This window comes from Pseudomonas sp. AC172 (genome assembly GCF_979258595.1).
Genome location: NZ_OZ409868.1, coordinates 4387322 through 4399853 on the forward strand (window position 1 = coordinate 4387322; position 12532 = coordinate 4399853).

General features: G+C 58.2%; 13 protein-coding genes. 5 read left to right on the top strand and 8 right to left on the bottom strand.

The window, feature by feature from the left end:
- Positions 1-2 precede the first annotated feature (2 nt).
- Complete coding sequence (locus ACZ0A4_RS19770) at positions 3-713, top strand: GntR family transcriptional regulator (RefSeq protein WP_463576069.1); 711 nt, start codon at positions 3-5, stop codon at positions 711-713.
- 53 nt (positions 714-766) lie between these two features.
- On the opposite strand, the gene yjiA is transcribed toward ACZ0A4_RS19770, so the two are convergent.
- From yjiA to ACZ0A4_RS19785, 3 genes are all read right to left on the bottom strand, one after another.
- Positions 767-1738 carry a GTPase gene (gene yjiA / locus ACZ0A4_RS19775; RefSeq protein WP_463576070.1) on the bottom strand — a complete coding sequence of 324 codons (972 nt, stop codon included), beginning with the start codon at positions 1736-1738 and terminating at the stop codon, positions 767-769.
- A gap of 162 nt (positions 1739-1900) precedes the next feature.
- Positions 1901-2098: a YbdD/YjiX family protein gene (locus ACZ0A4_RS19780; protein WP_003228401.1), complete on the bottom strand. Its 198-nt coding sequence runs from the start codon at positions 2096-2098 to the stop codon at positions 1901-1903.
- 15 nt (positions 2099-2113) lie between these two features.
- Positions 2114-4180, bottom strand: a complete 2067-nt coding sequence (locus ACZ0A4_RS19785; protein WP_463576071.1) for a carbon starvation CstA family protein — start codon at positions 4178-4180, stop codon at positions 2114-2116.
- Between the two features lie 159 nt (positions 4181-4339).
- Here ACZ0A4_RS19785 and ACZ0A4_RS19790 point away from each other — a divergent pair, with 159 nt between their 5' ends.
- Complete coding sequence (locus tag ACZ0A4_RS19790; RefSeq protein WP_463576072.1) at positions 4340-4708, top strand: PilZ domain-containing protein; 369 nt, start codon at positions 4340-4342, stop codon at positions 4706-4708.
- A 118-nt stretch (positions 4709-4826) separates the two neighbouring features.
- Here the strand turns inward: ACZ0A4_RS19790 and radA are convergent, their stop codons facing one another.
- The 3 genes from radA to katB are packed head-to-tail and all read right to left on the bottom strand — an operon-like array spanning position 4827 to position 8387.
- Entirely contained in the window at positions 4827-6194 is a 1368-nt protein-coding gene (radA, locus tag ACZ0A4_RS19795) for a DNA repair protein RadA (RefSeq protein ID WP_007909773.1), read from the bottom strand.
- A gap of 45 nt (positions 6195-6239) precedes the next feature.
- On the bottom strand, positions 6240-6785 hold the full coding sequence (locus ACZ0A4_RS19800; RefSeq protein ID WP_463576073.1) for an ankyrin repeat domain-containing protein: 546 nt from the start codon (positions 6783-6785) through the stop codon (positions 6240-6242).
- 60 nt (positions 6786-6845) lie between these two features.
- On the bottom strand, positions 6846-8387 hold the full coding sequence (katB, locus tag ACZ0A4_RS19805) for a catalase KatB (RefSeq protein WP_463576074.1): 1542 nt from the start codon (positions 8385-8387) through the stop codon (positions 6846-6848).
- 286 nt (positions 8388-8673) lie between these two features.
- Here katB and mscL point away from each other — a divergent pair, with 286 nt between their 5' ends.
- Complete coding sequence (mscL, locus tag ACZ0A4_RS19810) at positions 8674-9087, top strand: large-conductance mechanosensitive channel protein MscL (protein ID WP_064118754.1); 414 nt, start codon at positions 8674-8676, stop codon at positions 9085-9087.
- Positions 9088-9131: 44 nt separating this feature from the next.
- Here mscL and ACZ0A4_RS19815 read toward each other — a convergent pair whose 3' ends face one another.
- Positions 9132-9908, bottom strand: a complete 777-nt coding sequence (locus ACZ0A4_RS19815; protein ID WP_463576076.1) for a ferredoxin--NADP reductase — start codon at positions 9906-9908, stop codon at positions 9132-9134.
- Positions 9909-10225: 317 nt separating this feature from the next.
- Here ACZ0A4_RS19815 and ACZ0A4_RS19820 point away from each other — a divergent pair, with 317 nt between their 5' ends.
- Together ACZ0A4_RS19820 and ACZ0A4_RS19825 are read left to right on the top strand one after the other, a co-directional pair.
- The gene (locus ACZ0A4_RS19820) at positions 10226-10939 is read left to right on the top strand and encodes an autoinducer binding domain-containing protein (protein WP_463576078.1); all 714 of its coding nucleotides are present in this window, start codon (positions 10226-10228) and stop codon (positions 10937-10939) included.
- Between the two features lie 174 nt (positions 10940-11113).
- Complete coding sequence (locus ACZ0A4_RS19825; RefSeq protein WP_463576079.1) at positions 11114-12238, top strand: methyltransferase; 1125 nt, start codon at positions 11114-11116, stop codon at positions 12236-12238.
- A 73-nt stretch (positions 12239-12311) separates the two neighbouring features.
- Here ACZ0A4_RS19825 and ACZ0A4_RS19830 read toward each other — a convergent pair whose 3' ends face one another.
- Positions 12312-12479, bottom strand: coding sequence for a DUF2474 domain-containing protein (locus ACZ0A4_RS19830; RefSeq protein ID WP_016773090.1), 168 nt, complete (start codon positions 12477-12479; stop codon positions 12312-12314).
- Positions 12480-12532 lie beyond the last annotated feature (53 nt).

Here is a 12532-nt window from a genome sequence, read left to right on the forward strand (position 1 = left end):
CCATGAACAGTTTCGCTGCCGCGTCGCACACTCGCCAGACCACGACGCCCCTGCCCTTCTCCCGCCTGCGCGCACCGGCGGAGGATCTGTATCCGCGGCTGCTTGATGCGATTCTCGAACAGCGCATCGATTCGGCCAGCCGTTTTACTGAGGACAGCCTCAAAGAGATGTTCGGCGTCAGTCGTGCGGATGTGCGGCGGGTGCTGACTCAACTTTCCCATGAGCACGTCATTGTGTTGCGGGCCAATCACCGGCCACGGGTGGCGGCACCTGATCGGGAACAGACTCGGCAGGCTCTGCATGCGCGACGGCTGGCCGAAAACACCTTGGTGCGTCTGGCCTGCCAACGTCCGCAGGCCGAAGACTTGAAACGCTTGCGCGGGTTGATTGAGCGCGAGCATCAGGCTGTCGAGCAGGACCGGCGTGGGGCAGCGATTCGCTTGTCCGGGGAGTTTCATCTGCAATTGGCGCAAATGGCGGGGAATGCACCGTTGGCGCATTTTCTTGGCAGTCTGGTGCCTTTGACGTCATTGGCGATTGCGCGAAGTTCGTCGCTGACGCTCAGCTGTTGCGCGTGGCGGGAGCATTTGGCGTTAGTTGAGGCGGTGGAGCGAGGTGATGCGTCCAAAGCCGGAATGCTGATGAATCAGCACATGGATCATCTTGAGCAGACATTGCTGGGTTCAGACCTTGAGCATTGCGCTGTCGGTTAGACCGCCTTCGCGAGCAAGCTCGCGAAGAGGCCATCACTGACAACCAAGATCCATCAGGCAGAAGCGACTTTGGCAAACCCCGCCCGAATCTTCTCTTCCGGCAAGTCATCAGCAATAAACACGATCACACTTTCCCGCGCCTCACCCTCGGCCCATTCGGTGTCCCAGTCGAAACCATAGAGTTTCAGCACGCCCTGAAACACCAAGCGCCGATCCTCACCGGCAATGTTCAGCACGCCCTTGTAACGCAGCAATTGTTTGCCGTGTTCTTCCAGCAGTTCATTCATGAACTCGCTGAGCTGATCGATATCCAGCGGCTGATCAGTACGCAATACCAGACTGGAAATACGATCAATCGACGGCGCCTTGTTCACTGGGCGCAAGCTCAAACCACCGCCGAGATCAGCATTGAGGTTGAAGCCGCGCACGTCGAGCAATACCGCCAGATCGATGTTGCCGTGCTCAACCACACGGATCGGCGCGCGCCGGTTGATCCGCGTCAGGCGTTCGCTCAGCGCGGTGAACGTGGCTTCGTCCACCAGATCGGTCTTGCTCACCAGCAAGCGGTCGGCGAAACCGATCTGCGCCTGAGCGATGGTCTGGCTCAGATGCACATCCGCATGCGCGGCATCGACCAGGGTAATGATGCCGTCGAGCAGGTAACGCTCGCGCAATTCTTCGTCGATGAAAAAAGTCTGCGCCACCGGTGCCGGATCGGCCAGACCCGTGCACTCGATGACCAGACGATCAAAGGCGATTTCGCCGCTGTCCAGCCGTTCGAGCAGCAGGTACAGGGCTTTGGTCAGGTCGGTGTGAATGGTGCAGCAGACGCAGCCGTTGGCCAGGGTCATGACTTGCACCGGCTCGTCACCCAGCAACTGAGTGTCAATACCGGCGTCGCTGAATTCGTTTTCGATCACGGCGATTTTCAGGCCGTGCTCGGCTTTCAAGATATGGCGCAGCAAGGTGGTCTTGCCGGCACCGAGGAAACCGCTGAGTACCGTGACAGGTATGGGAGAAGACAAAACAGATCCCCTTCACAAAATGAATGAACAACACAAAAACAACTGTGGGAGCGAGCTTGCTCGCGAAGGGGTCGTGTCAGTCGACATCATTGCTCGATGACACACCGCTTTCGCGAGCAGGCTCGCTCCCACAGGGGATTACCTTAACCGCTGGCTGTCAGCTCAACAGCACTTCGGCCCACCCTTGCCACCGTAACGGGCTTCCTGACGTTCGCGAAAGAACATCTCGTAGCTCATCACCGGTTTGTCCGGGTGCTTGGTTTGCATATGCTCGACGTAGGTGTCGTAGTCGGGCATGCCGACCATCAGGCGCGCGGCCTGACCGAGGTATTTACCGAGGCGACTCAGGTCATTGAACATGGTGCAATCCTCTGATTACGCATCCGGCAGGGCCTGGAATGGCGATTCTTTATCCGTGCGCTCTTTTTTGCCCCAGGCGGCGATGCCGACCTTGAGCGCATAGAACAGGATACTGAAGACCACGAACAGGAACAGCGCAGTAAGCGTTGCGTTGGTGTAGGCGTTGAAGATCACGTGCTGCATCTGCTCGACGCTTTTTGCCGGTGCCAGCACCTGACCGTTGGCCAGCGCATCGCTGTACTTCTTGGCCAGCGACAGGAAGCCGATCGCCGGGTTGGCATCGAACAGTTTGATGAAGCCGGCAGTCGTGGTGCAGATCAGCAGCCAGGCCGCTGGCAGCAGGGTGACCCAAATGTAGCGCTGACGCTTCATTTTGATCAGGACCACAGTGCCGAGCATCAGCGCGATACCGGCCAGCATCTGGTTGGAGATACCGAACAGCGGCCACAAGGTGTTGATGCCGCCGAGTGGATCGATCACGCCTTGGTACAGCAACCAGCCCCACATCGCCACACAACCGGCGGTGGCGATCAGGTTGGCAGTCCACGATTCGGTACGTCGCAGTGCCGGCACGAAGGAGCCGAGCAGATCCTGCAGCATGAAACGACCGGCACGGGTACCGGCGTCGACAGCGGTCAGGATGAACAGCGCTTCGAACAGGATCGCGAAGTGGTACCAGAATGCCATGGTGTTTTCACCCGGCAGGACACTGTGCAGGATCTGCGCGATACCGACCGCCAGGGTCGGCGCACCACCGGCACGGGCCAGAATGGTGGTTTCGCCAATGTCATGCGCCACCGCTTGCAGCGCTTCCGGCGTGATCGCAAAACCCCAGCTGGAAACCACTTGCGCAACCGAAGCGACATCACTGCCGACCACAGCGGCCGGGCTGTTCATGGCGAAGTACACGCCTGGCTCGATCACCGAAGCGGCAACCATGGCCATGATCGCCACGAACGACTCCATCAGCATGCCGCCGTAACCGATGTAACGGGCGTTGGTTTCGTTATCCAGCAGCTTCGGCGTGGTGCCCGAAGAAATCAGCGCGTGGAAACCGGAAACCGCACCGCAAGCGATGGTGATGAACAGGAACGGGAACAGACCGCCCTTCCACACCGGGCCGGTGCCGTCGACGAACTGGGTCAGCGCCGGCATTTTCAGCTCGGGCATGGTCACCAGAATACCGATCGCCAGGGCGATGATGGTGCCGATCTTGAGGAAGGTGGAGAGGTAATCACGCGGCGCCAGAATCAGCCAGACCGGCAGCGATGCCGCGACGAAACCGTAACCGACCAGCATCCAGGTAATCTGCACGCCGGTGAAGGTGAACGCCTTGGCCCACACCGGATCAGCGGCAATCTGCCCGCCGAGCCAGATCGAACCGAGCAGCAGCAACACGCCGACCACGGAGATTTCGCCAATACGACCCGGGCGGATGTAGCGCATGTAAATACCCATGAACATCGCAATCGGGATAGTCGCCATCACGGTGAAGATGCCCCACGGGCTCTCGGCCAGCGCTTTAACCACGATCAATGCCAGCACCGCGAGGATGATGATCATGATCAGGAAGCAGCCGAACAGGGCGATGGTGCCGGGAATGCGGCCCATTTCTTCACGCACCATGTCGCCCAGGGAGCGACCGTTGCGACGGGTCGACATGAACAGGACCATGAAGTCCTGCACCGCGCCCGCCAGCACCACGCCGGCAATCAGCCAGAGTGTGCCGGGCAAGTAGCCCATCTGCGCGGCCAGAACCGGGCCGACCAGAGGGCCGGCGCCAGCGATCGCGGCGAAGTGGTGACCGAAAAGAATGTGTTTGTTGGTCGGCACGTAGTCCAGACCATCGTTGTTGAGCACGGCGGGGGTGGCCCGACGCGGGTCCAGTTGCATCACATTGGTGGCGATGAACAGACTGTAGTAACGGTACGCAACCAGATAAATGGCCACGGCAGCGACCACGATCCACAAGGCGTTGATCGCCTCGCCGCGGCGCAATGCCACTACGCCCAGGGCGCACGCTCCTACGATTGCCAGCAATAGCCAGGGTAAGTGGCGTAGCAGGCTATTATTATTTTTCATTTTATTATTCCAGCCAGGGTGGACAAGAAAGACAGCCACCCCGAGTTTAGCGCTACTGGCGGTAAAGGCCATACCCCGACATTGGTCTAGACGCTTTAGCGATTGGCTGGCGCCCGCATTCGCGGTCTATAGTCAGCGAACCTTCATGAGGATTGCGCCATGAGCGAGCACCCAGCCAACCGTCGTCGCTTCAAACGTATTGCGTTCGATGCCAGAACCGAGCTGAGTCAGGGCCAGTTCATCTGGCCAGTGAAGTTGATTGATCTGTCGCTCAAAGGGCTGCTGATCGAACGGCCGGATCCGTGGTTGGGGGATGCGGAGAAGGATTTTTTTGTCGACATTCACCTGAGCGATGACGTCGATATCGAGATGGATGTGCATCTGGCACACGAAGAAAATAACCAGTTGGGCTTTGTCTGCCGACATATAAGCCTGGAATCGATCCAGCGCTTGCGGCGCTTGATCGAGCTGAACCTGGCTGACGAGGCCGAACTGGAGCGCGAGTTGGGCGCCCTGATCGAGATCTAGCCATCAATACAAATCCCCTGTGGGAGCGAGCCTGCTCGCGAAGACGGTGTGTCATTGAGCAATGATGCCGACTGACACAGCCCCTTCGCGAGCAGGCTCGCTCCCACAGGTCAGGAGTTCACTCAAACAGGGCGTCGAGGGCCTGTTCGAGGCGGGTCACGGCGATGATCTGCAAGCCCGGAGGCGATTCCTTCGGCGCATTGCCCTTCGGCACGATCGCCCGCTTGAAGCCATGCTTGGCCGCTTCCTTCAGACGCTCCTGCCCGCTCGGTACCGGGCGCACTTCACCAGACAAGCCCACTTCGCCGAACACTAACAGATCATGTGGCAACGGCCGATTGCGCAGGCTCGACATCACCGCCGCCATCAATGCCAGATCCGATGCCGTCTCCAGCACCTTCACCCCGCCAACCACGTTGAGGAACACGTCCTGATCGTGAGTTGGAATCCCGCCATGGCGATGCAACACCGCCAACAACATCGCCAAACGGTTCTGATCCAGCCCCAGCGTCACCCGGCGCGGGTTGGCCAGATGACTGTCATCGACCAAGGCCTGCACTTCCACCAGCATCGGCCGCGTGCCTTCCCACGTCGCCATGACCACACTGCCCGGGACTTCTTCCTGCGCGCGGGTGAGGAAAATCGCCGAAGGGTTGGAAACCTCCTTCAGGCCCTTGTCGGTCATGCCGAACACACCCAACTCGTTGACCGCACCAAAACGGTTTTTCACTGCGCGCAGTAAACGCAAACGCCCATCGGATTCGCCTTCGAAATACAGCACGGTGTCGACCATGTGTTCGAGAACACGGGGACCGGCCAGCGCGCCTTCCTTGGTCACGTGGCCGACGAGGAAAATCGCCGTGCCGCTCTGCTTGGCATAACGCACCAGCAGCGCCGCACTCTCGCGGACCTGGGAAACGCCGCCGGGGGCCGATTGCAGCTGTTCGGTGAAGATCGTCTGGATCGAGTCGATCACCATCACCTTGGGCTTTTCCTGACGGGCAGTAGCGATGATGGTTTCGATGCAGGTTTCGGTCATCACCCGCAGTTGATCCTGCGGCAAGCCGAGGCGGCGGGCACGCATGGCGACTTGCTGCTGGGATTCTTCGCCAGTGACGTAAAGCGCTGGCATGCTTTTGGCAAGGTTGCACAAGGTCTGTAACAGAATCGTTGATTTGCCGATGCCTGGATCACCGCCGATCAACACCACCGAACCGTCGACCAGACCGCCGCCGAGCACGCGATCCAGCTCACCGGAGGCGGTGGAGAAGCGCGGAATCTCTTCGATGCTGACTTCGGCCAAAGTCTTGATCTGCGCCTGCTGCCCGGCCCAACCGGTGCGGCCGGTCGGCGCCGTGGCGCCACCGCTTTCGATCATGGTCTCGGTCAGGGTGTTCCAGGCACCGCATTCACCGCACTGCCCGGCCCACTTGGGAAAGGTTGCGCCGCACTCGGTGCAGCCGTACATGCGCTTGGCCTTGGCCATCAGAACCCCCGACAAAAACCGCGATCATAACGCACGCGCTGCCGATCAGCGCGGCGCGGCACTACGGATTTCTCCGCTGGCCAGACGCGCGGCGCTATTGCCCAACGGATCCTCGGCATTCAGGTCAGCGCCCTTGGCCTTCAGTGCATCGAGCAGTTCCAGACGTTTGAACAACCCGGCGTACATCGCCGCCGTCTGCCCGGCGCCATTGCGCTGATCGGGGCTGCAATCGGTGGCCATCAGGCGCCGGGCGATCTGTGCTTCACCTTTGAAAATCGCCCCCATCAGCGCGGTGTTGCCGCGTTTATCCTGGGCACAGGCATCGGCGCCGGCAGCAAGCAAGCGTTCCACGGCCGGAGCCTGACCGTGATAGGCGGCCAGAATCAGCGCGGTATAGCCCTTGCTGTCGCGGGTGTCGAGGGAATAACCGGACTCGATGAACGTATCGAGCATCGGCACATCACCGCGCCGGGCCGCGTCGAAATAATAGTCGCGCAGTTGAGTCTTGATCGCCTCGGGACTTTGTTCGACCGGTGCCGCCCACGCCGCGAACGACAGGCAACCAGCCAACACTAAAAGACAGATTCGCATCAGCAGTCTCCTTGAGCGTACACGGTGCCTGACTCAGGCCCCGTGTACGCTACGTCGGTATCAGTCGACCAGTTTGGCCGCCAGCGCCTTGACCCGGCTCAGGTCGCCTTTGGCTACTTCCGTGACGCCGGTGCCGTATTCCGGATCGGCCTTATATAGGAAGGACAGGATGATGTGCTTGCTCACATCATCGGTGCTGGCCAGCGAGCCACCGAAGCTGTCGATCAGGTCCCGGCGCTCTTTCTTGCTGAACGAGCGATACAGATCGCCGGCCTGCTTGAAGTTCTGCTCACGCTGGATTTTCGCCTGCTGGGTGCTGCCCGACAGCGCCGACTGGCTGTAACGCGCACCTGGTGTCTCGTCACGGGGTTGCAGGCGGCTCGGCTGATAGTTCACGCCGCTGTTGCTGGCGCCGAAGTTCATCGCGCCATCCTGATTGCCATTGTTCACGGCAACTTTCGATGCATTGATTGGCAATTGCAGGGCATTGGCACCCAAACGATACATTTGCGTATCGGCATAGGAGAACACTCGACCTTGCAACAAACGGTCTTCGGAAGGCTCGATACCCGGAACAATATTCGCTGGCGCCATGGCCACTTGTTCGGTTTCCTGGAAGACATTCGCCGGGTTACGGTTCAACACCATTTGTCCAACTTTTCGCTCAGGAATACCTGGCCATATCTTGGTGGCGTCTAATGGATCAAAATCAAATTTGGACAAATCTTGTGGTTTCAGCACTTGAATGTACAAGTCCCATTTCGGGAAATTACCTTTATTAATGTTACTCACCAGATCATTGGTCATGTGACTGTAGTCTTGACCCTGAACTTTCGTGACTTGCTTTGGCGTGAGGTTGTTAATTCCCTGCAAGCTTTTCCAGTGAAACTTGACGTAGTGAACTTCGCCCTTGGCATTGATCAACTTGTAAGCATGTACGCCATTGCCATCCATCTCTCGATAACTGGCGGGAGTTCCCGAGTTCGAATACAACTCCGTCAGCGTACGGGTAGCCTCCGGTACATGGGAGAAGAAGTCGAATCGACGCGAGTCGTCATCGAGGTTGGTCCGGGGATCCGGTTTGAACGCATGCACCATATCGGGAAACTTGATCGCATCGCGGATGAAAAAGGTCGGGAAGTTGTTGCCCACCAGGTCCCAATTGCCATCGGCCGTGTAGAACTTGGTGGCGAATCCTCTTGGATCACGCAGGGTTTCCGGCGAGTGATTACCGTGCACCACAGCAGAGAAGCGCACGAAAACCGGTGTGCTTTGGCCGTTGGCAAAGACCTTGGCCTTACTCAGGTCGCTGAGATCGTTGGTCGCCGTGAAGGTGCCATGGGCGCCGGTACCGCGGGCGTGAACGACACGCTCGGGAATGCGCTCGCGATCGAAGCGCTGCAGTTTCTGAATCAGTTGCACGTCCTGCAGCAGCACCGGGCCGTTGGCCCCGGCGGTCTGCGAGTTCTGATTGTCGCCGACCGCCGCACCGTTATCGCGAGTCAGCGGAGCGGCATTTACGGAGAAGGTCAACAGGCTGGCGGTGAGTACACCGAGGGTGCGTCGACGGGGAAAAGCCCCCAGTCCAAGTGCGGAGTTCATATCAGGATCCTCTGGTTATTTTGTGGCGCATCCAGATGCGCCAACCCAAGGCTAGAGGCCTGTGGCGTCGAACATAAATAGAAAGAACGTAACGCCATGATTGAGAAAATTAGCTTCCTGATCAGCGAGTTACGAGATATTTCGCGCGCGATTGATGGCACTTTGCAAACTAATCGTCGATTGATGTGTCGATAAAAACGGGCATTGTAAGAAGGTGTTTCGCGCAGGACGCGTTTTGCTGATTTACACTGCGTACACCAAACTCATCTGTAACAAGGAAATAACTATGGGCGTGCTAAGTGAGTTCAAGGCCTTCGCGGTCAAAGGCAATGTGGTCGACATGGCCGTCGGTATCATCATCGGTGCGGCCTTCGGCAAGATTGTTTCGTCGTTTGTGGGAGACGTGATCATGCCGCCAATCGGCCTGTTGATCGGTGGGGTGGACTTCAGTGATTTAGCCATCACGCTCAAGGCCGCCGATGGCGCTGCGCCTGCGGTGGTCATGGCCTACGGCAAGTTTCTGCAGACCATTCTGGACTTCGTGATCGTCGCTTTCGCGATCTTCATGGGCGTCAAAGCCATCAACCGCCTCAAACGCGAAGAAGCCGTGGCCCCTACCCTGCCACCCGTGCCGACCAAGGAAGAAGAGTTGCTGGGCGAGATCCGCGACTTGCTCAAGGCCCAGAACAACCGGCCCTGAACCTTGCACGATAGAACCAACGGCGCCTTCAAGGCGCCGTTTGTTTACCAGTAGTTTTCCACCGCCACCTGACCGGGCCGGCGGGTCAGGCTGAGACTCATGTGGCGTTTTTTCAGCAACGCGCGCGTGTCATCGATCATTTGCGGATTGCCGCACAGCATGACACGCGAGTGCTCCGCCGACAGTTCCACGCCCGCTGTGCGCTCCAGCTCACCATTTTCGATCAATGTGGTGATGCGCCCGTGCAGCGCATCTGGATGTGTTTCACGTGTCACCGTCGCGATGAACTGCAGTTTGTGCGCATGTTCGCTGAGGTATTCACGCTGCGTGAGCCCGGCAATCAGATCCTGATAGGCCAGCTCCCGCGCTTCGCGCACGCTGTACACCAGAATGATGCGCTCGAATTTTTCCCAGACTTCGAAGTCCTGCAAGATCGACAGGAATGGCGCCACACCCGTGCCCGTGGACAACAGCCAGAGATCACGTCCGCCGACGAAGCGATCAAGGGTCAGATACCCGAATGCCTGGCGCTCCACCAGCAAAGTGTCGCCAACCTGTAACCGGCTCAGCTCACTGGTGAACTCACCGCCCGGCACCACGATGGAAAAGAACTCGAGAAACTCGTCAAATGGCGACGACACCATCGAATAAGCGCGCCACACGGTGCTGCCATCGGCCTTGGTCACCCCGAGCCGGGCGAACTGCCCGGCGCGGAAACGAAACCCCGCGTCACGGGTGGTGCGCAAGGTAAACAGGCTCGGCGTCAAGGTTTGCACATCGAGCAAGGTCTGAGGGGTATATTTCTCGGCACTGGCAGTCATGGGGCACTCCATTGATCGGTGACTGCCAGTGTCGCGCAAATCGAGCCTGCGAAACACCGACGACTGATAATGGTATTCAACAGGCACCCGACACTGTCAAAACCTGACTGTCGGAAAAGTCAGAATTAGAACAACAACTTTATATGAAGGGCAAAATGTAAAGTTTCTGAGCGCCAAGAACTCTTTATGAATAGATCATCAATATTCAATACCGAAATAATTTAAAGCCAGACTTAGGAAACGTCCTACACTTCGTTGCGTGCCGGATCCTTTGGATCCATTCCGCGCCCCCCGCAACTGCAATGGAGTGTTCAGAAATGGAAACATGGAAGGAATCACAATTGAAACAACTGACGTTTGCCAAGGGAGTAGATGCTGCTTATCCGATTCTGCTGCGATTCGCCGAAAATCTCGGATTTAACTTTTGTGCAATTTCGGTTGTTTCACTCCATCGGGACCTGCCTCTTAACACCTTGCAAATCAATAACTACCCTAAAGAATGGAACTCACAATATGAAGAAAACCATTACAATAAAATTGATCCGCTGATAGCACACTGCAATCACTCGATGACGCCGATTGTCTGGTGCGAATCGGTATTTTCCGAGACTCCGCCAATATGGCAAGGGTTAAAGCACTTTGGACTGCAACATGGCTGGTCGCAGTCGTTCCATCACGAGCCGAGTGGTCTGTGCAGCATTATCAGCCTGGCGCGAGAACACTGCACGATCAGTCCCCTGGAACTGTATGAGCACTTTGGCTACATGTTCTACGCCGCCAGTCACTTGAGTGAAATGTTTGCCCGCACACTGCCGCCTCTCGCTCTCAAGCCCCGACAACCGCGCTTGTCGCCACGAGAACTTGAGGTTCTGCAATTGTCTGCTGGCGGCAAAACGGCCTATGAAATCTCGAAGATCCTCAGCCTGAGCGAGCGCACCGTGAATTACCACGTGCAGAACGTCATCGAGAAGCTCAACGTCTGCAACAAGATTTCCGCTGTCATAGCAGCCGCCAGAGCCGGCATCATCTAATCGAACAGACTGCCTCCTTTGCAAAACATGTGGGTAATGACAAAGAAAAAACGTACCATTTGTGGCCCTCCTGAGTGATGACGCGGACATTCTGCGTTGCATTACACTCAGTCGGTTCCGCCGCACACTGTCAGGGCTGCGGAACACCCGTTGATAACCCTGAGTCCCCGCCCGATGCCTTTGCTTGAAACACCCTTCGCCCAACTCGACCTGATCCGCCAGCCCGAACAGCAGAACGAACCGCTGCAAGCCTTCGATGCGGCCGACGAATACCTGCTCAATCATCTGGCGGCACAGCAACCGGCGGCCGACACGCGGGTATTGGTGCTCAACGACAGCTTCGGTGCGCTGGCAGCCAGCCTGCTGGGCAAGGTAAAGATCAGCAGCAGCGGCGACTCGTTTCTGGGTTTTCAGGGTCTGGAAAAAAACCTGCTGCGCAATGGCCAGGCCTTCGATGCCATTTGCGGGATTCCCGCCAGCGAGCCATTGGTCGGACCGTTCGACCGGGTGCTGATCCGCGTACCAAAAACCCTCGCGCTACTGGAAGAACAACTGATCCGCTTGCAAGGGCAGCTCGCGCCCGGTGCCGAAGTGATCGCAGCGGCCATGGTCAAACACCTGCCACGCGCCGCCGGTGATCTGCTTGAACGCTACATCGGTCCGGTACAAGCCTCGCTGGCGGTGAAAAAGGCACGGCTGTTGATCGCCACGCCAGAAGCAAAGGCCCCGGCTGTGTCGCCCTACCCTTCGCGTTATCGCCTCGACGAGCCGTCGATCGAATTGCTCAACCATGCCAACGTGTTCTGCCGCGAAGGCCTGGACATCGGCACCCGAGCCTTCCTTCCGCACCTGCCGAAAAACCTTGGCAGTGCGAGAGTCGCCGATCTGGGCTGTGGCAATGGCGTGCTGGCCATCGCGAGTGCCCTGCACAATCCCGATGCGCATTACACACTGGTCGACGAATCGTTCATGGCCGTGCAATCAGCTGCCGAGAACTGGCACGCAGCACTGGGCAATCGCGAGGTGATCGTGCGGGCCGGCGACGGTCTGGCCGGACAGGAACCACAATCGCTGGACGTGGTGCTGTGCAATCCGCCGTTCCATCAGCAGCAGGTGGTTGGCGACTTCCTGGCCTGGCGCATGTTCCAGCAGGCGCGCGAAGCATTGGTGGTGGGTGGCGCGCTGTACATCGTCGGCAACCGCCATCTGGGTTATCACAGCAAACTGGCGCGGCTGTTCCGCGGCGTCGAGCAAGTGGCCGCCACGCCGAAGTTCGTCATTCTCAAAGCCCGCAAATAACCTTCAGGCAAAAAAAAACCCTCCGCGAGGAGGGTTGCAAAGCCGTACCCGAAGGCGCCGGGACGGGGATGATTCAGTGCGTGGTCAGGCCTGCCGCATTCATGAACATGCGCATCAGGCTGGCGGCGATAAACAGCACGCCGACGCTACCGACCCAGATCAGTGCCAACCAGCCGAGCCGCTGCCACAGCGGTTTTTTTTCGGCTTCTTCAATGTCATGCAGGGAATGTTTTCCAGTCATTTTCATCAAACCTCTTCAAGATTGATGGCGCCATCGCCGACGCCATCGCGAGC